General features: G+C 61.6%; 22 protein-coding genes and 2 tRNA genes. 20 read left to right on the top strand and 4 right to left on the bottom strand.

The features are described 5' to 3' along the window. Positions 1 to 152 precede the first annotated feature (152 nt). From PO883_RS10015 to PO883_RS10005, 3 genes are all read right to left on the bottom strand, one after another. Positions 153 to 722 carry a hypothetical protein gene (locus PO883_RS10015; RefSeq protein ID WP_289309614.1) on the bottom strand — a complete coding sequence of 190 codons (570 nt, stop codon included), beginning with the start codon at positions 720 to 722 and terminating at the stop codon, positions 153 to 155. A 123-nt stretch (positions 723 to 845) separates the two neighbouring features. After that, on the bottom strand, positions 846 to 1,781 hold the full coding sequence (locus PO883_RS10010) for an NAD(P)/FAD-dependent oxidoreductase (protein WP_289309613.1): 936 nt from the start codon (positions 1,779 to 1,781) through the stop codon (positions 846 to 848). A 91-nt stretch (positions 1,782 to 1,872) separates the two neighbouring features. After that, positions 1,873 to 2,787, bottom strand: coding sequence for a cation diffusion facilitator family transporter (locus PO883_RS10005; RefSeq protein ID WP_289309612.1), 915 nt, complete (start codon positions 2,785 to 2,787; stop codon positions 1,873 to 1,875). Positions 2,788 to 2,915: 128 nt separating this feature from the next. Here PO883_RS10005 and PO883_RS10000 point away from each other — a divergent pair. From PO883_RS10000 to PO883_RS09945, 12 genes are all read left to right on the top strand, one after another. Next, a tRNA-Val gene (locus PO883_RS10000) sits at positions 2,916 to 2,992 on the top strand. A 67-nt stretch (positions 2,993 to 3,059) separates the two neighbouring features. Beyond that, positions 3,060 to 3,136, top strand: a tRNA-Val gene (locus tag PO883_RS09995). Positions 3,137 to 3,343: 207 nt separating this feature from the next. Next, entirely contained in the window at positions 3,344 to 5,251 is a 1,908-nt protein-coding gene (gene thrS, locus PO883_RS09990; protein WP_289309611.1) for a threonine--tRNA ligase, read from the top strand. Next, a complete protein-coding gene (infC, locus tag PO883_RS09985) occupies positions 5,205 to 5,822 on the top strand; it encodes a translation initiation factor IF-3 (RefSeq protein WP_082692043.1) in 618 nt (205 codons plus the stop codon). The genes thrS and infC overlap by 47 nt, the downstream gene beginning before the upstream one ends. A 460-nt stretch (positions 5,823 to 6,282) precedes the next feature. After that, positions 6,283 to 6,480 (top strand): 50S ribosomal protein L35, encoded by a 198-nt coding sequence (rpmI, locus tag PO883_RS09980; RefSeq protein ID WP_054262960.1) that lies wholly within the window; start codon positions 6,283 to 6,285, stop codon positions 6,478 to 6,480. 27 nt (positions 6,481 to 6,507) lie between these two features. Continuing rightward, positions 6,508 to 6,867 carry a 50S ribosomal protein L20 gene (gene rplT / locus PO883_RS09975; protein WP_054262959.1) on the top strand — a complete coding sequence of 120 codons (360 nt, stop codon included), beginning with the start codon at positions 6,508 to 6,510 and terminating at the stop codon, positions 6,865 to 6,867. Between the two features lie 124 nt (positions 6,868 to 6,991). Beyond that, positions 6,992 to 8,008: a phenylalanine--tRNA ligase subunit alpha gene (gene pheS, locus PO883_RS09970; protein ID WP_099878065.1), complete on the top strand. Its 1,017-nt coding sequence runs from the start codon at positions 6,992 to 6,994 to the stop codon at positions 8,006 to 8,008. Positions 8,009 to 8,025: 17 nt separating this feature from the next. Then, positions 8,026 to 10,452, top strand: a complete 2,427-nt coding sequence (pheT, locus tag PO883_RS09965; protein WP_289309610.1) for a phenylalanine--tRNA ligase subunit beta — start codon at positions 8,026 to 8,028, stop codon at positions 10,450 to 10,452. Positions 10,453 to 10,559: 107 nt separating this feature from the next. Continuing rightward, entirely contained in the window at positions 10,560 to 10,907 is a 348-nt protein-coding gene (locus PO883_RS09960; protein WP_054262956.1) for an integration host factor subunit alpha, read from the top strand. 9 nt (positions 10,908 to 10,916) lie between these two features. Continuing rightward, a complete protein-coding gene (locus PO883_RS09955; RefSeq protein WP_167086287.1) occupies positions 10,917 to 11,327 on the top strand; it encodes a MerR family transcriptional regulator in 411 nt (136 codons plus the stop codon). 188 nt (positions 11,328 to 11,515) lie between these two features. After that, positions 11,516 to 12,148: a response regulator transcription factor gene (locus tag PO883_RS09950; protein WP_054262954.1), complete on the top strand. Its 633-nt coding sequence runs from the start codon at positions 11,516 to 11,518 to the stop codon at positions 12,146 to 12,148. Between the two features lie 201 nt (positions 12,149 to 12,349). Next, positions 12,350 to 13,882 carry a CHASE3 domain-containing protein gene (locus PO883_RS09945; protein ID WP_289309609.1) on the top strand — a complete coding sequence of 511 codons (1,533 nt, stop codon included), beginning with the start codon at positions 12,350 to 12,352 and terminating at the stop codon, positions 13,880 to 13,882. On the opposite strand, the gene PO883_RS09940 is transcribed toward PO883_RS09945, so the two are convergent. Next, a complete protein-coding gene (locus tag PO883_RS09940; protein ID WP_289309608.1) occupies positions 13,782 to 14,591 on the bottom strand; it encodes a Crp/Fnr family transcriptional regulator in 810 nt (269 codons plus the stop codon). The genes PO883_RS09945 and PO883_RS09940 overlap by 101 nt on opposite strands. A gap of 321 nt (positions 14,592 to 14,912) precedes the next feature. On the opposite strand from PO883_RS09940, the gene PO883_RS09935 reads away from it, so the two are divergent. The 8 genes from PO883_RS09935 to PO883_RS09900 all read left to right on the top strand — a co-directional run bounded on the left by PO883_RS09935 (position 14,913) and on the right by PO883_RS09900 (position 23,392). Next, positions 14,913 to 15,578 carry a response regulator transcription factor gene (locus PO883_RS09935; protein ID WP_167086290.1) on the top strand — a complete coding sequence of 222 codons (666 nt, stop codon included), beginning with the start codon at positions 14,913 to 14,915 and terminating at the stop codon, positions 15,576 to 15,578. Further along, entirely contained in the window at positions 15,575 to 16,918 is a 1,344-nt protein-coding gene (locus tag PO883_RS09930; RefSeq protein WP_289309607.1) for a sensor histidine kinase, read from the top strand. The genes PO883_RS09935 and PO883_RS09930 overlap by 4 nt, the downstream gene beginning before the upstream one ends. Before the next feature lie 151 nt (positions 16,919 to 17,069). Further along, complete coding sequence (locus PO883_RS09925) at positions 17,070 to 17,654, top strand: GspH/FimT family pseudopilin (protein WP_289309606.1); 585 nt, start codon at positions 17,070 to 17,072, stop codon at positions 17,652 to 17,654. 15 nt (positions 17,655 to 17,669) lie between these two features. Next, positions 17,670 to 18,113, top strand: a complete 444-nt coding sequence (pilV, locus tag PO883_RS09920; RefSeq protein ID WP_289309605.1) for a type IV pilus modification protein PilV — start codon at positions 17,670 to 17,672, stop codon at positions 18,111 to 18,113. Next, positions 18,110 to 18,922: a PilW family protein gene (locus PO883_RS09915; protein ID WP_167086369.1), complete on the top strand. Its 813-nt coding sequence runs from the start codon at positions 18,110 to 18,112 to the stop codon at positions 18,920 to 18,922. The genes pilV and PO883_RS09915 overlap by 4 nt, the downstream gene beginning before the upstream one ends. Beyond that, positions 18,922 to 19,476: a PilX N-terminal domain-containing pilus assembly protein gene (locus PO883_RS09910; protein ID WP_289309604.1), complete on the top strand. Its 555-nt coding sequence runs from the start codon at positions 18,922 to 18,924 to the stop codon at positions 19,474 to 19,476. The genes PO883_RS09915 and PO883_RS09910 overlap by 1 nt, the downstream gene beginning before the upstream one ends. Before the next feature lie 32 nt (positions 19,477 to 19,508). Continuing rightward, a complete protein-coding gene (locus tag PO883_RS09905) occupies positions 19,509 to 22,979 on the top strand; it encodes a pilus assembly protein (protein WP_289309603.1) in 3,471 nt (1,156 codons plus the stop codon). Then, positions 22,976 to 23,392 carry a type IV pilin protein gene (locus PO883_RS09900; protein WP_167086296.1) on the top strand — a complete coding sequence of 139 codons (417 nt, stop codon included), beginning with the start codon at positions 22,976 to 22,978 and terminating at the stop codon, positions 23,390 to 23,392. The genes PO883_RS09905 and PO883_RS09900 overlap by 4 nt, the downstream gene beginning before the upstream one ends. Positions 23,393 to 23,488 lie beyond the last annotated feature (96 nt).

Below are 23,488 nucleotides of genomic sequence, written 5' to 3'. Positions count from 1 at the left end.
TGGTTTCAACAATGTGGGCATAGCATAACGCCTGCGCCTGCGCGGGGGCGACGGCTTTGAGGAAAGCGCGCATTGCCGATCACGCCTGCTACAGCCCGCCCGCGACCCGCAACGTGGAGCATCGCAGACAGTACGGCCATCTGGGGTGATGGTTAATAGTCGCAGCGGTAGAAATTTCCCATGATCGGCACCACGCGGCCGGCGCATTCGGCGAAGGGGAACAGCTCGCTGCTGGACCATGCCACGTGACCCTTGGGCTCGGCAATGCGGCCGCTGGCATCGTAGATCACATAGGTGGTATCGGTCCCGACCGTGCCCCAGTCATAGGCCAGCACGGGGCGCTTGCCGGGCGGGTGGGTTTGCATCTTTTTATCGAAGGCCTGGCCTTCCGACATCAGGTGCACCACGTTGGAGGCGCGCCCGACAGTGGCTTGCAGCAGTTCCGGCACGGAAAACAGCGCCGCCAGCACGACGATGTAGGTCGCCATCGAGGCGGCCCGGCGCCAGTGGTGGTGGTGCAGGGCGCGCACCAGCCCGAACACCGAACACAGGCCGCCAAGCAGCGCGACCGGGAGGATCAGCATCCCCGCCACGCCCGAAAATGGCACTACCAGCACGAAGGCCAGCAGCGATGCGCTCAGGAGCCAGATGGGCCAACTGAAGTAGGCGTCGCCGCGGTGTGTGGGCGACGCGTGTTTGCTGCCGTGGGCGATAGTTGCCATGATCGTAAGCTTTCGCAAGTTGACTGGCGGCGTGTTTTTGTCCTGCCCGGCCAGTGGCGTGGCCTATATTGTCACTACCTTGCCGTTAGCGCAATTTGTTTTTGCTGTCGTGCTGGCCTTCCTCTATACGGGCCGCTCGCGAAAATGATAAGGCAAGACATTGTGAATCCGGGTTGCGGCCACTGCGGCTTGCCCGGCGGCTACACTAATCTGGTTCAATCCCTGGGCCACGTCGCCGATGGCGTACACGCCTTGCACGGTGGTGGACTGGTGCCGGTCGACCTTCAGTTCCATGCAGGCCGAGGTCTGCGCGCCGAGGGGCACCGCCAGGTCGGAACGCGCCGTTTCGCCCAGCATGGGGTAGAGCACGTCGCTGTGGTAGGACTCGCCGTCTTCCGTGTGCATGACCGGCGTCATGCGCTCGCTCATGGTCACGCCCAGCAGCGGCGAGGTGGTGTAGCGGATGCCGGCCTCAAGCAGGCGCTGGCGGTCGGCCGGGTCGACCAGGGCTTCCCGGGTACGCTCGAACAGCATCACGTCGGCGGAAAAGGTGCGCATGAACAGCGCATGCCCGACCGGGTTGGTGTCGGAGGTGACCACGGCAATTTTCTGGTCGATCACGTCGAAACCATCGCACACGGGGCACAGCCGGACCGCGCCGCAGGCCACGGCTTCGAGGAAATTTTCGATGGGCATGCCGGTATCGGCGATGCCGGTCGCCAGCAGCACGGTGCGGGCGCGGATTTCTCCGCCCTCATGCGCGGCCACGAAGCAGCCGTCTTCGCGTACCAGGCGGGTCACTTCGCCCTGGATTACCTCGCCGCCGTAGCGCTGGAGCTGGTGGCGCAGTTTGTCGAGCAATGCCTGGCCGTGGATGCCGTCCGGGAAGCCGGGATAGTTATGCGTGACCGGAATCCAGCCGAGCCGGCTGTTGCCTTTGTCGACCAGGATAATATTGCGGCGGAAACGGCGCAGGTAAATGGCCGCCGTCAGCCCGCCGGGGCCGCCGCCAATGATCAGGGTGTCGTGGATGATGGGGGAGGGCGTGTAGGGGATCATGCCGCATTATCCCAACGGCACCTCAGGCGCGGCATCGGTGCGCCTCCCGCTGTCGGGTAAGACGGGGCTTACAGCGCCACGTGACGGCGAGTTAGTCGTGCGACTCGGGTTGCAGGGTCACATGGTCGATGCCGTGGCGGGTCAGCAGCATCTCCTTGACCGTGGCCAGCACCTGCGGCCAGTCGCGCAGGTTGCCGATGCGCAGATGGCCGATCAGGGCCGGTTGTCCCGGCGACATATCCCACACGTGCAGGTCGTGCACCGACAGCACGCCCGGCACGGCGGCCAGGTCGGCGCCGACTTGCAGGTAATCGATCTGGTGCGGCACACCTTCCATCAAGGCGTGGTAGGAGTCGCGCAGGATGCCGACGGTCGACTTCAGGATCAGCATGGAGACAAAGAGCGACAGCAGCGGGTCGATCGGCATCCAGCCGGTGAAGTAAATCACGGCGCCGGCCGCGATCGCCGCGATCGAGCCCAGGATGTCGCCCATCACGTGCACCAGCGCGGCACGGGTGTTCATGCTTTCCTGGTCGCGCGAGAGCAGCCAGGCCACCAGCAGATTGATGGCCAGGCCGATGAAGGCGACCACGAACACGGTGCCGCCCTGTACCTGCTGCGGCGCGCTGAAACGGTGCACCGCTTCAAATACGATCCAGCCGACCACGGCCAGCATGGCCAGCGCGTTGACAAAGGCGGCCAGCGCTTCGGCACGGCCGAAGCCGAACGAGTGGCGCGCCGAAGGCGGACGCTTGGCGATCTGTTGCGCCAGCAGCGCCAGGCCCAGCGCGGCGGCGTCGGTGACCATGTGGCCGGCGTCGGAAATGAGGGCCAGCGAATGGGAGAGGAAGCCGGTCAGCACTTCGATCACGGCGAATGCCAGGGTCAGGCTCAGGGCGAAGGCGAGCGCGCCCTGGCTGCGGCCGACGCTGACGTGGGCATGTTTGGCATCGCCCTTGTGGTGGGCGTGCAGGTGGGCGGAGGAGGGTGTCGGTTTAGCGTGCATGGGCAGGAGTGTAATGGAAAAAGGTGTCCGATTTCCCTGCCGCCAGCCGGGGTACTTTCCGGCACCTGAACATTGCGTTTAAAAAGCGCTTGTCATCCCGGGGATGGCTCTCTATAATGCTGGTCTTCGGGCGGTTAGTTCAGCTGGTTAGAATACTTGGTCGACATCCAAGGGGTCGGGGATTCGAATTCCTCACCGCCCACCAGTTTTTGCAGTACAAGGTAGTAAATGCAGTAAGGCAGAGTTGTTCCAGCAACGCTCATGCTATATCAGGGCGGTTAGTTCAGCTGGTTAGAATACTTGGTCGACATCCAAGGGGTCGGGGATTCGAATTCCTCACCGCCCACCAGAACATGCAGTACTGAGTAAGAGAGAGAAAGGCACCATGGTTATGACACCGCGAACTACGACGGAGTTGTTCCAGCGACGCTAGTCGAGGTGTTTTCTTTTGCTTATTCAAAATGAAAAAACGCGGCTAGTCCGCGTTTTTTTTCGTCCGCGTTTTTGTTTGCACTTTTGTTTGTACTTAAATAGCAGTTTCGTTCAGGAGAACAGCATGGTTTCAGTCCGCCTTCCCGATGGTTCAGAGCGCCAGTTTGATGGCCCAGTCACCGTAGCCCAGGTCGCAGCCAGCATCGGTACAGGCCTGGCCAAAGCGGCGCTGGCCGGCAAAGTCGACGGCAAAGTCGTCGATACCTCCTTCCTGATCGAGCAAAATGCCGATCTGGCCATCATCACCGATAAAGATCCCGAAGGGCTGGACGTGATCCGTCACTCCACCGCCCACTTGCTGGCTTACGCGGTCAAGGAACTGTATCCGGAAGCCCAGGTCACCATCGGCCCGGTCATCGAGAATGGCTTCTTCTACGATTTCGCGTATAAGCGCCCGTTCACGCCGGAAGACCTGGTGGCGATCGAAAAGAAAATGGCCGAACTGGTCAAAAAAGACGAGAAAGTCACGCGCAGCGTGCTGCCACGCGACGAGGCGGTGGCCTACTTCAAGTCGATCGGCGAAGCCTACAAGGCGGAAATCATTTCCTCTATTCCTGCCGGTGAAGACGTGTCGCTGTACGCCGAAGGCGGTTTCACCGACCTGTGCCGCGGCCCGCACGTGCCGAACACCGGCAAGCTGAAAGTGTTCAAGCTGATGAAAGTGGCGGGTGCCTACTGGCGCGGCGACTCCAAGAACGAAATGCTGCAGCGTATCTACGGCACCGCCTGGCTCAAGAAGGAAGACCAGGAACTCTACCTGCACAATCTGGAAGAGGCGGAAAAGCGCGACCACCGCAAGCTGGGCAAGGCGCTCGACTTCTTCCACTTCCAGGATGAAGCGCCGGGCTTGATCTTCTGGCATCCGAAGGGCTGGTCGATCTGGCAACAGGTTGAGCAATACATGCGCAATGTGTACCAGGTCAATGGCTATCAGGAAGTCAAGGCGCCGCAGATTCTGGACCGCGGCCTGTGGGAAAAAACCGGCCACTGGGATAACTATCGCGACAATATGTTCGTCACCGAGTCGGAAAACCGCTCGTACGCGCTGAAGCCGATGAATTGCCCTGGCCACATCCAGATTTTCAATTCCGGCATGAAGAGCTACCGCGACCTGCCGCTGCGCTACGGCGAGTTCGGCCAGTGCCACCGCAACGAGCCGTCCGGCGCGCTGCACGGCATGATGCGGGTGCGCGGCTTTACCCAGGACGATGGCCACATTTTCTGTACCGACGAGCAGATTCCGGGTGAAGTGGCAGCCTTCCACGCACAGGCGATGGAAGTCTACACCGCCTTCGGTTTTGAAAACATCGACGTCAAGCTGGCCCTGCGTCCGGACAGCCGCATCGGCAGCGAGGAAAGCTGGGATATCGCCGAGGAAGCGCTGCGCAGCGCGCTGCGTGCTTGCGGCGTCTCGTGGACCGAACTGCCGGGCGAGGGTGCGTTCTACGGACCGAAGATCGAGTACCACCTGAAAGACAGCCTGGGTCGCGCATGGCAGGTCGGTACGGTGCAGATCGATCCATCGATGCCGGGCCGCCTGGGTGCCGAGTACACGGCTGCCGACAACACCAAGAAGGTGCCGGTCATGCTGCACCGCGCGATCGTCGGTTCGCTGGAGCGTTTCATCGGCATCCTGATCGAAAACTACGCCGGCGCGATGCCGCTGTGGCTGGCGCCGGTGCAGGTGGCGGTGCTCAATATCTCGGACGCGCAAGCCGACTACACCCAGGAAATCGCAACGAAGTTGCGCAAACTGGGGTACCGCGTTCACGCTGATTTGCGCAACGAGAAAATTACGTTTAAAATACGTGAACATTCCGTCCAAAAACTGCCGTACATCCTCGTGATTGGCGACAAGGAACGGGATGCCAACACTGTGGCCGTGCGAGCTCGTGGCAATGTCGATTTGGGCGTAATGTCCATCGATGCCCTGGTGGAACGCCTCAAACACGAGGTCGATTCCAAGGCTTGAGAGTTCATTCTCGACGCGGCTAATTCATCAGATTTTAAAAGGAAACAACATAGCTACTGACAAGTCGCATCGCATCAATGGCGAAATCACCGCCCCCGAAATGCGTTTATCCGGGGTGGAAAACGAGCCGCTTGGCATTGTGAGCCTGGCTGAGGCTTTTCGTCTGGCCGAAGAAGCGAACGTAGATCTGGTGGAAATTGCGCCAACCGCGCAACCACCGGTATGCCGTCTGATGGACTACGGCAAGTTCAAATATTCGGAACAGAAGAAGGCGCACGAAGCCAAATTGAAGCAAAAGATCATTCTCGTGAAGGAAGTCAAATTCCGTCCGGGTACTGATGATGGCGATTACAATATCAAGCTGAAAAACCTGATGAAGTTCCTCGATGAGGGTGACAAAACCAAGATCACGCTGCGTTTCCGCGGCCGTGAGATGGCGCACCAGGACATCGGCTTCCGCATGCTGGAACGTTTGAAGGCCGATCTTGAGCCGTATGGCCAGGTCGAGCAGTTCCCGAAGATGGAAGGTCGTCAGATGATCATGATCCTCTCGCCGAAGAAGAAGAAATAAAGCAAAGAACGGGCTGCCCAGGCAGCTTGTGCAAAGAAGCGCCCCGCCACGCAAGTGCCAGGGGCGCTTTGTTTTGTGGGGCGGCTATACAGCATCGTCGTCCATTTCGCTATCTTTTGATCCGTCGTTCCCGCGCCACGGCGGCACTCGGCGGGAACCCAAGTCCGTTCCGTAGTCGATGGCTGCGTTGCGAACTTGGGCCCCCGCCGAGTACCGTCTTGGCGCGGGGGGGGGGGCGACGGTTTTGAGGGGGGGGGCTTCCGAGATCGCTTCGATATGTAACCGTGTACCCCAAAGAAACTTTGCCCCCACAAGCTTGCATTCGCAGGCACTTTCTGTGTTATGATCTCCGGCTTCCTCCTTCACTGGCGGAAGACAATGTGAAAGCAGGCATCTAAGTGCAGCACAGCGTTGCCACCTGCAATCCTATAATGGAGCTGTCCGGAAGGACAGAACTGCTATGCCTAAAATGAAGACCAAAAGCTCCGCGAAGAAGCGTTTTCGCGTGCGTCCAGGTGGAACCGTTAAATCGGGTCACGCTTTCAAACGTCACATCCTGACCAAGAAAACCACCAAGAGCAAGCGCCAACTGCGCGGAATCACGAACGTCGATGCAGCGGATGTCAAGTCCGTCATGCGTATGATGCCGTCGGCTTAATCTCACCACTCAATTTAAGGAGTTACTATGCCTAGAGTAAAACGTGGGGTTACAGCTCGTGCCCGTCATAAGAAAATTCTTGTACAAGCTAAAGGCTACCGTGGTCGCCGCAGCCGTGTATACCGTGTTGCCAAGCAAGCAGTCATGCGCGCTGGCCAATACGCTTACCGCGATCGCCGCAACAAGAAACGCGTATTCCGCCGCCTGTGGATCGCCCGTATCAACGCCGCTTCCCGTGAGCATGGCGTAACGTACAGCGTATTCATGAACGGCCTGAAAAAAGCATCTATCGAACTGGACCGTAAAGTCCTGGCCGATATGGCTGTGATGGACAAGCCGGCCTTCGCCGCGATTGTCGCAGCAGTGAAAGCCAAGATCGCTGCGTAAGCAATGATCGATGCAAGTGCCATCTCCGGGTGGCGCGCAAAGAGCGGGGCAGAGGTTCAAACCTGTGCCCCGTTTTTGATTGTGGCGCGTGCGCCAGTCCCGCTCAACAGGAAAAAAACATCGCATGAACTCCCTGGAAGAACTCGTCGTCTCGGCACAGGCTGACTTTATCGCCGCCGAAGATGCTGCCGCACTGGAAAACGCCAAAGCCAAGTACCTTGGCAAGACTGGCCAGATTACCGAGCAAATGAAGGGCCTGGGCAAGCTCGACCCGGAACAGAAAAAGGCCCAGGGCGCGCTGATCAACGCCGCCAAGGTCCAGATCGAAAACGCCCTGACCGCACGGCGCGATGCGCTGGCTAATGCCCAGCTCGAAGAGCGCCTGAACGCCGAAGCGATCGATATCACCCTGCCGGGGCGCGGACGCTCTGGCGGCGGCATCCACCCGGTGATGCGCACCTGGGAACGGGTCGAGGAAATCTTCCGCTCGATCGGTTTCGATGTGGCCGACGGCCCCGAAATCGAGACCGACTGGACCAATTTCACGGCGCTCAACAGCCCGGAAAACCACCCGGCCCGCTCGATGCAGGATACCTTCTACATCGAAGGCAACGACAGCACCGGCAAACCGCTGCTGCTGCGCACCCACACCAGCCCGATGCAGGTACGCTACGCGCGCACCCACACGCCGCCGATCAAGGTGATCGCGCCCGGCCGCACCTACCGCGTCGACAGCGATGCGACCCACTCGCCGATGTTCCACCAGGTCGAAGGCCTGTGGATCGCCGAAGACATTTCGTTTGCCGACCTGAAGGGCGTGTACCTGAACTTCGTCAAGGCTTTCTTCGAGACCGACGACTTGCAGGTGCGCTTCCGTCCCTCGTACTTCCCGTTCACCGAACCGTCGGCCGAGATCGACATTGCCTTCGGCAGCGGCCCGCTCAAAGGGCGCTGGCTGGAAGTGTCGGGCGCCGGCCAGGTGCACCCGACCGTGGTGCGCAACTTCGGGCTCGACCCGGAAAAATTCATTGGCTTCGCGTTCGGCTCCGGCCTCGAGCGCCTGACGATGCTGCGTTATGGGATCAACGACCTGCGCCTGTTCTACGAAGGCGACCTGCGCTTCCTGAAGCAATTTAACTAATTCAAGGTTCACTGATTATGCAATTTTCCGAAAATTGGCTCCGTACCATGGTCGATCCGAAGATGACTTCGGATGAACTGGCTCACCTGCTGACCATGTCCGGCCTGGAAGTGGAAGAAGTCGAAGCGGTCGCGCCGCCATTCTCGAACGTGGTCGTGGCCGAAGTGCTGGAAGTGGCCAAGCATCCGAACGCGGACCGCCTGAACGTGTGCAAGGTCAACGTCGGCACCGGCACCTTGCTCAATATCGTGTGCGGCGCGCCGAATGTGCGCGCCGGCATGAAGGCCATCTGCGCCATGGCTGGCGCGATCCTGCCGCCGGGCGCGGACGGCAAGCCGTTCGTGATCAAGGTCGGCGAGCTGCGCGGCGTGGAATCGCAGGGCATGATGTGCTCGGCCAAGGAATTGAAACTGTCCGAGGAAACGAGCGGCCTGATGGAGTTGCCGGAAGATGCGCCGGTCGGCCAGAATATCCGCGACTACCTCGCGCTGAACGACCTCAAGTTCACCATCAAGCTCACCCCGAACAAGGCGGACTGCCTGTCGGTGCTGGGCGTGGCGCGCGAAGTGTCGGCCCTGACCGGCACCCCATTGACCCTGCCGCAGACCCGTTCCGTGCCGGTCAACGGCAGCGAAATCCTGCCGGTGAAGATCAGCGCGCCGGACCTGTGCGGCCGCTTTTCGGGACGCGTCATCCGCGGCCTGAACGCCAGGGCAGCCACGCCGGACTGGATCCGCCAGCGCCTCGAGCGCAGCGGCCAGCGTCCGCTGTCGGCCCTGATCGATATTTCCAACTATGTCATGCTGGAACTGGGCCGTCCGTCGCACGTGTTCGACATGGACAAGATCCATGGTGCGCTCGATGTGCGCTGGGGTAAGAAGGGCGAGTCCCTGAAACTCTTGAACGGCAATACCATCGAGGTGGACGACTGGGTCGGCGTGATCGCCGACGACAAGGAACTCGAATCGCTGGCCGGCATCATGGGCGGCGACGCCACTGCGGTCTCGCTCGACACCAGCAATATCTACCTGGAAGCGGCGTTCTGGTGGCCGAACGCCATCCAGGGCCGCGCGCGCCGCTTCAATTTTTCAACCGATGCGGCGCACCGCTTCGAGCGCGGCGTCGATTTCGCCACGACCGTCGAGCACATCGAGCGCATCACCGCGCTGATCGTTGAAATCTGCGGCACCCAGGACACCGTGGTCAGCCCGATCGACGACCAGATCGTCAACGTGCCGCTGCCGAAAGCGGTCACCCTGCGCACCGCGCGCGCGCAAAAGGTGATCGGGGTGCCGATCACCGACGCCATGGTGGCCGACATTTTCACCCGCCTGGGCTTGCCGTTCACGCAGGAACCCGGCCTGTTCTCGGTCACCGCGCCGACCTACCGTTTCGACATCGAAATCGAGGAAGACTTGATCGAGGAAGTGGCGCGCGTGTATGGCTTCGAGAACATCCCGGCGCTGCCGCCGGTGGCTGCCAGCCAGATGATCATCGCGCCGGAAAACACCCGTTCGCTGTTCGCCGTGCGCCACCAGCTGGCCGACCTCGGCTACCAGGAAGTGGTGAACATGAGTTTCGTCGATTCCGCATGGGAAACCGACTTCTCGGACAATACCGACCAGATCAAGCTGGTCAACCCGATCGCCAGCCAGATGAACGTGATGCGTTCCTCGCTGATCGGTTCGCTGGTGGCCAATGTGCGCTATAACCTGAACCGCAAGGCGGGCAGGGTGCGCGCATTTGAAGTGGGCGCGATTTTCCGCCGCAATGCGCAAGCGCTTGATGGTCCGCTGTCGGTGGCCGGTTTCGACCAGCCCAAGCGCGTGGCGGGAGTTGCCTACGGTCCGGCGCTGGACGAACAATGGTCGCTCAAGTCGGCCCCAGTCGACTATTTCGACGTCAAGGCCGATGTGGAAGCCCTGTTCGCGCCGCGCACCCTGCGCTTCGTGAAGACGGCCCACCCGGCCCTGCATCCGGGGCGCTCGGCGGTCATCGAGCTCGACGGCAAGGATATCGGTTTCATCGGTGAACTGCATCCGCGCTGGCTGCAAAAATACGATTTGCCGCAGGCACCGGTCTTGTTCGAGGTGGATGCCATTGCATTGCAGCTACGATCCGTGCCAAGCTATGAAGAGATCTCGAAATTCCCGGGCGCCACGCGCGACCTGGCGTTCGTCGTCAAAAACACGGTGGCGGCGCAAGACTTGCTCGATGCTTTTGCCGCGGAACTGCAAGTAAATCCAGCAGGAAAGATTGTGCAAGCCATTGTTTTGTTTGATGAATATCGCGGAAAAGGGATCGAGGCCGACGAAAAAAGCCTTGCTTTCCGCTTTGGCTTGCAAGATACTCAAACCACCCTGCAGGACGATGTGGTCGAAGGCGTCATGAAGGCGCTGGCGGCCTCGGCCCAGCAGAAACATGACGCGAAGCTGCGTTCATAACCGATCCCACGAGCAGTAACGATACGAGGCAGGGCTGTAAAATTAATAACAACGACGTTGATTCCGCCGTACTCCAGTCGGCGCTGGCAGCCGACCTGCACCGTGCGATGCAGGTCGCCAGGGTTCGCCAGGACGCGGAGAAGAATCTCCCGACCCTGACCAAGGCCGAGCTGGCCGAACTGCTGTTCGAGCAGGTCGGCCTGAACAAGCGCGAAGCCAAGGACATGGTCGAGACCTTCTTCGACGAGATCAGGAATGCGCTCGAACGCGGCGAAGCGGTGAAGTTGTCGGGCTTCGGCAACTTCCAGCTGCGCGACAAGCCGCAGCGGCCCGGGCGCAATCCCAAGACCGGCGAAGAAATCCCGATCACGGCGCGCCGCGTCGTGACCTTCCACGCCAGCCAGAAGCTCAAGGGCATGGTCGAAGAAACCAGCCCGATGGCGCGCGCCGCCTAAAGTGAACCGATGAACGATCGTGCGAGCAAGGCTGATCTGATCGTGCTGCCGGCTATCCCGGCCAAGCGCTATTTCACGATTGGCGAAGTGAGCGAGTTGTGCGGCGTCAAACCGCACGTACTTCGCTACTGGGAGCAGGAATTTACCCAGCTTAAACCGGTCAAACGACGAGGAAACCGCCGCTATTACCAGCACCATGAGGTGTTGCTGATCCGTCGTATCCGTGAACTGTTGTACGAACAAGGCTTTACGATCAGTGGTGCGCGCAATAAACTCGATAGCCGCTTCGGGCAGCTGCTCGCGCCGCCGTCCGACGATGCTGGCGCGGCTGACGCCGTGGCGGCGCCGCCCAAGCTCGACCGGGCGGCGATCCGCAGCGAACTGGTCGCCATTCTGGCCCTGCTCACAGGCCCGGGCTAGGGCGGCGCGGGGGTCGCACCGTGCAGCGCAGGGGCCTCGTGCCCCTTTGCCGTTTTTGCAGCGCCGCGCGCGCTGTCATACGTGTTTGTACTGAACAGCCAGAGTGCTAGAATACTAACGCATGCGCAGTGCCGGGCGCGTGGTTTGCCTCGGCTCTTTCCTATGCAAGGATAATTTAAGGGAAGACAATGATACGCGTTGCCATATGTGACGATCACCAGATAGTACGTGCAGGTTTTAAACAGATTTTTTCTTCGTCGCCCGACTTCGATGTCGTGGCCGAAGGGGCCACCGGGCGCGAAGCGCTGGACATCGCGCGCCGCGAAATTTGCGACGTGCTGCTGCTCGATATCGCCATGCCTGACCAGAGCGGCATCGACATCCTGCGCACCATCCGCCAGGGGCAGCCGAACCTGCCGGTACTGATCCTGTCCGGCTATCCGGCCCAGCAATATGCGCTGAACCTGTTCAAGATGGGCGCCAACGGTTATCTGAACAAGGAATGCGAGGCCGACGAGCTCAAGACGGCGGTGCGTACCGTGTTCCAGGGCCGCCGCTACGTCAGTTCGACCGTCGGCGAATTGCTGGCCCAGAGTTTCGACCGCGATCCCAACACGGCGCTGCATACCGAGCTGTCGGACCGCGAGTTCCAGGTCTTCCTGCGCCTGGCCAAGGGCGCGACCGTGTCCGATATCGGCGTGGCCCTGTCGCTGAGCATCAAGACGGTGTCGACCTACCGCACCCGGATCATGGAAAAAATGGGCTTGCAGTCGAACAGCGACCTGACCTATTACGCCATGAAAAACAACCTGCTCGACTGATCCGCCGCCGGGCTGGCCCCGGCGCCGCCTGGCCCGCACCGTCCCGCCCTGCCGCCCGGCGCGGCGCCACCATCCCCGCCGCGCCATGCGCGCGCACCTGCCCGTCACTACCCCTTACAGTCCAGCTCGGCTGCGCCCCGGCAGTTACGGGACTATAATTGCCCCCTGGCCGGCTCTGCAGTGCGCAAAAGGATTTCCTGGATGTATTTTTCCACCGAACCACCCGTCGCAACCGGGTTACCGTTCTATAAGACGGTGGTGTGCCTGACGTGCGTGCTGATCCTCATCATCAATGGCGTCAGCCTGTTCCTCAACCTCGGTTCGCTCAAGGGCGCCAACGAGATCCAGGGCCAGACCGCCAAGGTGATCGACAAGGTCCAGTATGTGAACGTGCTGATCATGGATGCCGAAAGCAGCTTGCGCGGCTATTTCCTGTCCGGTTCCGAAGTCTACCTGGGGCCGCTGCGCACGGCGTCGTCCGAGATCGATGCCCAGTTCGGCGAACTCGACCGCCTGCTGGCCGACAGTCCTTCCCAGCGCCGCAACCTGGCCCAGCTGCACACCCTGGTCTACCGCCGGCTCGATACCATGAACCAGGTGCTCGACGTGTACCGCCAGGGCGGGCTGGCGGACATCCTCAAGATTGCCGGGACCTCGGACAGCAAGGCCGAGATGGATGAAATCCGCCTGCAAGTGGTGATCCTGGTGCAGGAACAGAATGAATTGCTGTCTGCCCGCAGCGCCACCTTTTACCGCGAATACCAGCATGCGGTGTTCTTGGGAATCAGCATCAACGCCATGGCGATCCTGGTGCTGGCCCTGTTCTACCGCCTGATCCGGCGCAGCTACTTCGCCCGCGCCACGACCCAGCGCGCGCTGGAAAACGCCAACGACAACCTCGAATCGATGGTGGTGCTGCGCACCGAACAGCTGTCGGTGCTCTCGCGCCACCTGATCAGCGTGAGCGAGGAGGAAAAGGCGCGCCTGGCGCGCGAGCTGCACGATGAACTGGGCGCCAATCTGACGTCGATCAATATCGACATGAATGCCGTGGCCGACACCGTGCGCGCCACCCAGCCCGCGCTGGCCGTGATGCTCGACCGCGCACGCGCGACCCTGGTCGATACGGTGGAATTGAAGCGCCGCATCGTCGAAGACTTGCGCCCCAGCCTGCTCGACCACCTGGGCTTGTCCGCCGCCGTGCAAAGCTATTGCGAGGAGTTCGGCCGGGTCACGGGGCTCGATTGCGAAGCGCTGATCGATGGCGACGTCGATGTCGCCGGCCCCATGCACGCGATTGCCGTGTTCCGCATCGTGCAAGAGTCGCTCAACAACATCGCCAAGTATGCCCAGGCGCGCCAGGTGATCGTGCACCTGGGGCGCGAAGCGGGTGGCTTGTCGCTGGAAGTGAGCGATGACGGCGTCGGCATCGAGAGCGAGGCCGTGGCCAAGCCCAAGTCGCACGGCTTGCTGGGAATGCGCGAACGCGCCTTGCTGCTGGGGGGGAGTTTGCGGGTGAAGCGCGGAGTCAATAACCTGGGAACCTGCGTGGAAGCGTTCATTCCCCTGTCGCGCGTCGCCGACAGCGGCGACAACGGCAACCCGGCGCCGCAAGACCCGACGCCGCTGCCATTTAGCGGGCTACATCCATCAGAAGGCGATCGTACTCGGTCTTTGCGACCTTATAGCATTCGCCGGCATACTCCTCCAGGCCCTGACGGTCAATCACCGTGATATTGCCGCGGCGGTATTGAATCAAGCCATCGTCCTGCAGCTTGCCGGCGGCGGCCGTGATGCTTTCACGGCGTACGCCGAGCATGATGGAAATGAGTTCCTGGGTCACTTTCAGTTCGTTCGATGCGGAGCGGTCGAGGCGGTCGAGCAGCCAGCGGCACAGCTTTTGTTCGATCGAGCTGTGCCGTCCGCCGACGGCATTCTGGGCCATCTGGGCGAACAGCGCATTGGTGTAGCGCATCAGCAGCTGGGGCAGGGCGCCGCCCTGGTTGAAGGCGTCGCGCAGGTACTGGGTCTTGAGGCGGTAGCCGTAGCCCGCGCTCTGGACCACGGCGCTGCACATGGCGCGTTCGCCCATGAACAGCGACATGCCGACCACGCCTTCATGTCCGACCACGGCGATCTCGGTGGTGGCGCCATCTTCCATGACGTACAGCAGGGAAACGATGGCCGTCGTCGGAAAGTACACGTTTTCGAGCTTGCTGCCGTATTCAAACAGTTCTTTGCCAAAAGGCAGGGCCACGAGTTCCAGGTGATCGAACAGGGTTTCGAGATCGTGACGGGGAAGGGCGGCCAGCAACTCGTTCTGCTGGGTACCGCTAAAGCTGACAACGGGGCGGGACACAACTTTTAACTCGTGCGCTTTGGCAGGAATCTGGCCGACCGGCGCTGGGTTTTGGACGGTAGCACCAAGTTGAGTGTTGTTCATTTTTATTCCTCACTATCTGAGACGGACTTCAAGGGCGCTTCACCTGGACTTGCAGCGAATCGCGATGTACGAACAGTAAAGCCTCCGTCTGTTGGCGAACATAAGACTGGTAGTCGCCCCCCTGTAGGTTCAAAGCATAAATCCTTGTGGGCCCAGTCCTACTGGGGGAAATCGCTACAAATGGTCATCCTGCTCATCTTTTTAGGTGGGTGAACGCACGGAATATGCACAAAACCGCCCTTGTGGCCTGCGGCAAGGCTTGGGATTTGCCCCTGCCATGCCTCATAATATGAATATCACAACTTACCGAGAGCCACGCGCATGCACGTATTACTGGTCGAAGACGATGCCGTGCTGGCCGATGGCCTGACCCGCCTGCTGCAAGGCCACGGCATGGTGGTCGACGTGGTCGGCAGCGGTACCCAGGCCGACCAGTTGCTGCAGCGCGCCGAGGTGGCGGTGGTGGTGCTCGATATCGGCCTGCCCGGCATCGATGGCTTCGAGGTGGTGCGGCGCTTGCGCGCGCGCGGCAGCAATGTGCCGGTGCTCTTGCTGACCGCGCGCGACGCCATCGAAGACCGGGTGCGCGGGCTGGAACTGGGCGCCGACGATTACCTGGTCAAGCCCTTCGCCACGCCCGAACTGGTGGCGCGCATCAAGGCCCTGGCCAGGCGCAACACGCCCAAGCCGGTCAGCCTGTCGCTGGGACGGCTGACGCTCGACACCTACACCAAGCGCGCCCGCATCGACGAGCGCGTGATCGACCTGTCGGTGCGCGAGTGGGCCGTGCTCGAATACCTGCTGCAGCACGGCGCGCGGGTCGTGTCCAAGCAGCAGATCATCGACGCCATCCTGCCGTGGGGCGAAGACCTGACCCTGAACGCGGTCGAAGTCTATATTTCGCGCCTGCGCCTGAAGATCGCCGACGCCGGCATCAGCATCCGCACCATCCGCGGCTTTGGCTACATGCTCGAACAGCATCCATGATCAGTATCCGGCTGCGCCTGCTGAAATGGCTGATCGTGCCGATTTTGCTGATCAATGTGGCGGGCGCGGCGCTGACCTACATGCTGGCCTGGATTCCGGCCCAGCTGGCGTTCGACCAGAGCCTGGCCGATGCCGCCGGTGCGCTGGCGGCGCGCCTGCGTCCGGGCCATGGCAGGGCCGAGATCGACCTGCCGCGCCAGGCCGAGCAGGTGCTGCGGGCCGACGATGCCGATGTCCTGTATTTCATCGTGCGCGGCGAGGATGGCAAGGCGCTGGCCGGCGACAGCGATTTTCCGGCGCTGGCCACGCCCAGTAGCCAGGCCTATGACGACACCATCCGCGGCGAACCGGTGCGGGTCACCAGCCGCATGGTGCTGGCCGGCGGCGAAAAGATCCGCATCGGCGTGGCCAAGACGCTGCGCAAGCGCAAGCAAATCCGCTCGGCCACGGTGCGCGCGCTGATGCTGGTCGAGTCCCTGTTTACCGTGGCGCTGGTCGGGCTGATCTGGTTTTCGGTCACCAACGGCCTGCAACCGCTGGCGCGCATGCGCGCCAACCTGCTGGCGCGCGAGGGTAACGAGCTCGCGCCCATCGATGGCGCCGCCATTCCCGATGAACTCAGTCCGGTCGTCAACGCCTTCAATGAGCTGCTCGACAAGGTGCAAACCGGCGCGCGCGCCCAGCACGATTTTTTGGCCGACGTCGCGCACCAGCTGCGCACGCCCCTGGCCGGGCTCAAGCTGCAGCTCGAATGGCTGGGCGCGCGCCACCAGGCCGACCCCGACACCGTCCATTCGGTGCGCCTGATGCTGCTCTCGAACGAACGCATGATCCGCCAGACCAACCAGTTGCTGGCCCTGGCGCGCGCCGAGCCGGCCCGCTTCGAAAAAACCCGGCTCGAACGGCTCGACCTGGCGGTGCTGATCGAGCAGGTAATCCAGTATTTCGTCGACGAAGCGGGCAAGAAACGCATCGATATCGGTTTCGAGCTGCAGCCGACCCGGGTCAGCGGCGACAGTTTCCTGCTGCGCGACCTGATCGACAACCTGATCGACAATGCCGTGCGCTACACCCCGGACGCGGGCACCGTGACGGTCCGCTGTTATCGGGAAGGCAAGTGCGGGGTGCTGGTGGTGGAAGATTCCGGCCCCGGCATCCCGCCGCACCAGCGCGCCACGGTGTTCCAGCGCTTCGTGCGCCTCGACGACAAGATTCCCGGCAGCGGCCTGGGGCTGGCGATCGTGCGCGACATCGCCCAGGCCCACGGCGCCACGGTCGAGATCGGCAACGGCCCTGGCGGCGCCGGCGTGCAATTCGTGGTCAGGTTTCCCGCCAGCTGAGCATGGTTGTCGTATTTATCGCGCGAAAAGGCGGTTTACTTCGCCTTGTCAGCATTCTGTCAGCCTTTCCTCAGTGTAATGCAAGCTTCGTTCTTTATAATTAGCAACAACAGGGGCATTCCGTCCCGGCTATCTACTTCAAAGGTGCAGGATGATGTTATCTGCGAAACCAAACAGAGCACGCGGCTTTTCGCTCACCGAGTTGCTGGTCACGCTGACCATTATCGGCGTGACCAGTGCCATCGGCTTTCCCATGTTGACCGAATACGTCGACGATGCGGCCGTGTCGACCCAGGCCGATCTGATGCTCGACACGCTCAATTACACCCGCTCCGAAGCGGTCAAGCGCAATACCCGGGTCACGATGTGCCGCAGCGCCACGGGCACGAGCTGCGCGGTGGGGGTCACCTCCGGCGACTGGCGCATGGGCTGGATTGTTTTTGTCGATGACACCGTCGGCGGCACTGTCGGGCAGGTCGACGCCACCGAAACCGTGCTGCGCGCGCAATCGAAGTTTTCGGGACGCGGCCAGCTGGTCGCTACCGGCGGCGTGCAGAACTTTGTGTCGTATGCCAGCAATGGCCAGACCAGGGATCAGGCCGGGTTGGCCATTGCCGGCAATTTCTTCATGTGCGGCAAATCGGTCAAGACCAAGCGCAGGCGCATTGCGCTGACCGCCGGCACCGGCTGGGTCGGAGCGACGATCCTCAGCCCCGCAAGCAGCTGCTCAGCTTAAAAAGGAGATTCAGAAATGCGACGTCAACAGGGTTTTTCGATGCTTGAAGTATTGATCACGATGATCGTGATCAGTGTCGGCTTGCTCGGCATTGCCGGGCTCATCATCACCAACATGAAAGCCAACCACAGCGCCTACTCGCGCGGCCAGGCGACCATCCTGGCGATGGATATCATCGACCGCATGCGCGCCAACCGCAATATCGCCCAGGCCGGCGCGCCGTACGTGATCGATGTCAATGCGGCCACCCCGGCCGCGGCGGCGACCGTGGGCGACCGTGACATCAAGGAATGGCGCGATGCGCTTGCCAGTGCGCTCAAGGAAGGCACCGGCGGGGTGGCCTTCGACGTCTCTGGCAATGTGACCGTCACCATCCAGTGGGACGACACGCGCGCCACGGGCGACGGCAGCAAGATCGGCCTGAAGAAGCAAACATTTACGCAGGAGACGCGGTTATGACAGTTCGTCCAAGCGCGCCGCGCCAGCTCGGCGCAAGCAAGCAGCAGGGTATCGGCCTGGTAGAAGTGCTGGTGGCCATGACGGTCGGCCTGGTGCTGCTCGGTGGGGTGGGCTATATGTTCATCGGCTCGAAGCAGATGAACACGGCCCAGACCGATATGGTTCGCATCCAGGAGAGTACCCGCAATGCCCTCGACGTGGTTGGCACGGCCCTGCGCCAGGCCGGCTACCGGCTCAATATGAACCGCATCGAAATCGAGGGCCGGTCGGTCGAAGGCACCGTCGGTGGCGACTCGGATACCCTGATCGTGCGCCACGATCCGAACTGGGTTGTCGATACGGCCGTGCCGCCGAACCGCATGCTGGGCCGCGAGCGCAACTGCGTCGGGGTCGACATCACCTCCGACAATGCATTCAATCCGGCGACGGCGGGTGCCCAGATCAACAATAACCTGATCATCTACCAATTCAGGGTCTTGAACGGTCAGCTGATGTGCTACGCCAACGCCTCCGCGACAGCGCCCGGCACGGGCGTGGTCGTGGCCGACAATGTCGAGCGGATGAAGATCACCTACGGGATCGGCGTCGGGGGCGGCCAGGAAACGGTCACCACCTATGTGGCGGCACCGGCCGATTTCACCCACGTGTCGGCCGTGCGCGTCAGCCTGCTGTTGCGCGGCCCGTCCGGCGGCGTCACGGTCGGCCCGCAAACGGTCAGTTTCAATGGTGCCAACGTCACCACCAATGATGGCCACCTGCGCCGGGTTGTCACCGCCACCTTCAACGTTCGCAATCGGTCGAGGTTCTAATGTCCCACGCTACTTTTTTCCGTCCACGGGCCACGCAATCGGGCGCCGTTCTGGTGACCGGACTGGTTTTTTTACTGGTCCTGACGATGTTCGTCCTCGCCCTGGTGCGTAGCGGCACGCTCGAAGAGCGCATGGCGCGCAATGCGCGCGACCAGCACATGGCGCGGGAAGCGGCCGAAGCGATCTTGCGCGACGGCGAAACCGTGTTGTTCAACAAGGCGCCCTTCGATCCTTACGATTCCTCGGCGTTTTCGCCGAAGTGTCCGAATGGGCTGTGCTTCAAGCCGGGCGCCGCGTCCAGCTGGGATAGCGTCGACTGGAAAGATCCGGCCGTCACGCGCGGCTTCTCCGCTGCCACCCTCGACCTGGCTGAGATCACGACCCAGCCACGTTATATCGTTGAAATGATCACGCCACCTGCGAAGGCAAGCAGTTCCGGAGACTGCGATTACGGTGTCGTACGGCTTACCGCGCGTGGCCAGGGTAATGGCGGCGCGACCTCCTTTGTGCAAACCACCGTGCGCTTTCGTGTGTATTCCAAAATTTGCGATTAGTACTGCAACCACCCTTCTGCGGGAGAATTCTCATGCAACTGAAAACAAAAGTCGCCGTCGGGGCGGGCCTAGTCGGCCTGGCCACCGCGGCAATCGTCACCGTCATGGCGGCAGCGCCATTCGATTCGGCCCAGCAGCCGATCGGCTATGTCGGCCAGCCGGTCGCGTCCAATAGCAATGTGGGCAGTGGCACTGCCCGGATGTTTGCCATCGATTACAACGCCGCCACCCTGGGCGGCAACGTGCACTCGTTTCCGATCAGTACCACGGGCGCCATCGGCACCACCGATAACTGGAGCGGCGGTGCCGAGGCCATGATCGCGGCCCAGGCGCTGGCAGGCAAGCGCAATATCGTGACCATGAGCGACGCAGCGACCCCGTCCGGTATTCCATTTACCTGGGCCACGCTGTCGACCGCCCAGCGCAACCTGGTCGACAAGGCTTCGGCCACCGCCAATAGCTCAGTGTCGCCGGTCGTCAGTTACCTGCGCGGCGTCAAGACCGGCGAAGGCACCACCTACCGTGTCCGTACCAGTTCGCTCGGCACGATCATCCATTCGACCCCGGTCTACTGGAAAGATGCGTCAGGCAATGAAACCGTGTATGTCGGCGCCAACGACGGCATGATGCACGCCATCGATGCGGTCACCGGCAATGAGCGCTTTGCCTACATTCCCCGCACCTTGTTGCCGCGACTGGAAGTACTCTCGAGCAAAACTTTCACGCCGCAATACTACGTCGATGGCCGTCTGGACGTGCGCAAGTTCAGCACCAAGACCGTTCTGGTCGGCACCCTGGGCGGCGGCGGCAAAGCCGTTTTTGCGCTCGATGTGAGCGATGGCGCGGCCGCCACCGAAGCGGGCGCCGCGGCAAAAGTCATGTGGGAAGTGAACAATACCTCCACCGGCTTTGCCAACCTGGGCGATACCTATGGCGCGCCAGTGCTGACCCGCTTGCTCAAAAAGAAGGCAGTTTTGCCAACCGAGCAAAACGAGTATTATGAAGCGCTGGTGATGGGCAATGGCTACAACAACAAGGGTACAGGTGCTGCCTCCTTGCTGGTGATCGATGCCCTGACCGGTAAGCTGATCAAGGAAATCACCACCCCGGGCGGCAGCCCGACGGCGCCGAACGGCCTGTCGTCGCCGTCGCTGTGGGATACGGACGAAGACGGTGTCAAGGACACCGCCTACGCCGGCGACATCGACGGCAGCCTGTGGAAGTTCAATCTGAACGACCTGACGGCGGCGCCGGTGCAGGTGCACGTGCGCGAGGACAGCGATCCGGCGCGCGCCATCACCACGGCCCCGGGCCTGGTGCGCCACCCGAGCGGCGGCGTGCTGGTGGCGTTCGTCACCGGCCGTTTGTTTAATGAGGCCGACATGAAAGTGAACGATACCGTTCATTACGCTTACGGCATCCGCGACATTTCCGCCAGCAGCCTGCCGCTGCTCGAGCAGACCCTGACCGAGTACACCTTCGGTACCGGCGCCAGCGCAATCCGGGTACGGACATCGAGCAACAAGCCGATGAACTGGCTCACGAACCGCGGCTGGAAAGTAGCGCTGCCGAAAGGCGAACGCGTGGTTGGCGATGGTATCTTTATCATGGGCGATGTGTTCCAGTTCTTCAGTACCAATCCGACGGTCAGCACCACGGCCAAACCGCCTGGCGAAAACTGGTGGATGCAACTGAACTGGCTCACTGGCGGCAGTACCGGCGATGTCATTTTCGATCTGAACAGCGATGCCAAGTTTAACTCCGATGACATGGTCAAGGAGGCCGGCACCAACCTGAACCTGCCACCGGTAGGCCGCCATATGGGTGGGGGCGTGCGTTCGCAGCTGATCGGGCTGTCGGCTGGCGGCCTGGACGTATACCAGTCCAATTTCGACCAGAACGATGCACCGAAACCGGACACGATCAACGTCAGCACCGCCACCGTCGGCGGCGAGCGCGGGGTCGCGGGCGGCCACTTCGATACCGATATTTTCTGCTACGGCAAGTGCGGCGGCGCCACGACCTTAGGTTACTTTGGTGGTCCGGCTTCCGCCAGCGGACGGTACGCATTCGGGCGTGAAGCGACCACTGGTGCGGTTGCTAACCAGAACTACATTCACGTCCACGAATACGACGATATTTACGACGTGCTCGGCCTGAATATGCTGCACCCGAGCCAGGATGAGCAACGCCTTTCCTTGACCGTCGCCTCGTCGCAAGACACGTATTCGCCGAACCTGCCGCTCTTGATGAGCCAGAACAGCGGCCCGCCGAATCCGACGATCGTGTCGACCAGCAACTGGACTGGCAAGACGTCGAATGGCCAGGCCTCGCCTTCGAGTACCTATACGGAGGGCGCACGCACGGCTGTGGCCGGTTATCCGGTGACGGTGGTCGCCGCCGACGGCTCGATCACCTTCACGACCCAGGTCACCTATCTCACCACGCGCCGCTCCGTCGAAGTGAGGAACGTCCAAAAAGTATGGGGTACCAACAACACCTATTCGTATGAACAGCGGGTCATCGTCAGCACGTGGACCACGACCCAGACCATGGTCGATACGATCCCGAATACGCGCTTCAAGGTATTGGTGTCGAATCAAGCTTATTCGCCGGCCATCAAACTGAGCCTCCTCGGTTCGGACGGCACCGGCACGGGTGGCACCTACAGTGGCGCGGTGACGGGTTACCAGACCGGTGCCCTGACGGTTTCCACAATGCCTGCTTACAAGATGAATGACATCAAGGACTTGCAGGTATCGATGCCGCTCGACGCCTTCGTCGCCCGCGACTGGGGCAGCGGCATCGTGCGTAACGGCGTCCATCCGATCAAGCCGCAATGCGCCGGCGTGGTCGATGGCTACTCCGATCTGGGCCCGAAAGGCGAGTGGCGCAACGGTGCGCTGACCGTCCAGGTGGTCAAAGCCGACATCGCCCAAAGCGACGTCCAGCTCAACGTGGCGGGCCGTCCGGACCTGGGCTACCGCTTGGTTAATGGCAAACTGCAGGACAAGCTGGTTGCCGAGTATCTGATCTATTGGCACCATCCGACCAATCTGTGCATGGGCGATCCAGGCTGGACATTTGCCGCTGCGCCGGATAACGAGGCGTCCACCGCCATGCAAGGTTCGCCGGCACCCGGCGCGCTCGATCCGAAGGGTTCGTTCCAGCAAGGTAATGGCGATCCTGCGCCACCGACCAAGCCGGCGACCAATCCGCCACCGGTCGTCGTCGTCAATCCTGACGGCAGCACGACCACGACGACGATCAAGTACACCGACCTGGCAAGCGGCGGTTACGTGATTGAAACCACGGTCAAGATCAGCTGGCCGGCCTCGTCGGGCAGCCCGACAACCGGTATCGTCACGGGTGGCGCGGTCAGTCCCGGTGGGACCGACCCGTCCTGCACGGTCAACTGTGGTGGTGGTGTCGTCGATAAAAAAGGGCTACTGCAGGAAACAGCCACACTGGGCCGTATTAACTGGAGGGAGCTGCAGCGATGAAACACTTTCATTTGAATCGGCCGGCCGCCGGCTTCACCCTGATCGAATTGATGATCACGGTGGCCATCGTCGGAGTCCTGTCGGCGGTCGCGTTCGAGTCGTACACGAAGAACGTGCTCAAGTCCCAGCGTTCGGTCGCCAAGGGCGTGTTGATGCAAAACGCCCAGTTTCTCGAGCGTTACAACACGACCAAGGGCGACTATGCGGGGGGAACCCTGTCCTCGGCCACCTCGCCCAAGGACGTGGCTGTTGGGGCGGTGCGGTATAACATCACCAACACCATTTCGGCGGACGGATCGACCTTCTTGCTGAAGGCAACGCCGACCATCAAGCAGGCAGCCGATGAGTGCGGCACATTGACCTTGAGCAACACCGGGGTCCAGGGCCCCACCACGCCGGCCGACTGCTGGTAAGTAAATAAATAGCAGGACCCGGGCGCGGCTCTCCGCCGCGCCCGAATCAGTTCACACGAGCAGGGCAAGTATCGGTAAAATCGACGGTTTTGTGCG

Source organism: Massilia sp. DJPM01 (assembly GCF_030348125.1).
Classification (GTDB): domain Bacteria; phylum Pseudomonadota; class Gammaproteobacteria; order Burkholderiales; family Burkholderiaceae_D; genus Telluria_A; species Telluria_A frigida.
Note: the sequence above shows the minus strand (reverse complement) of the source record. Positions and strands in the feature narration are given on the sequence as shown.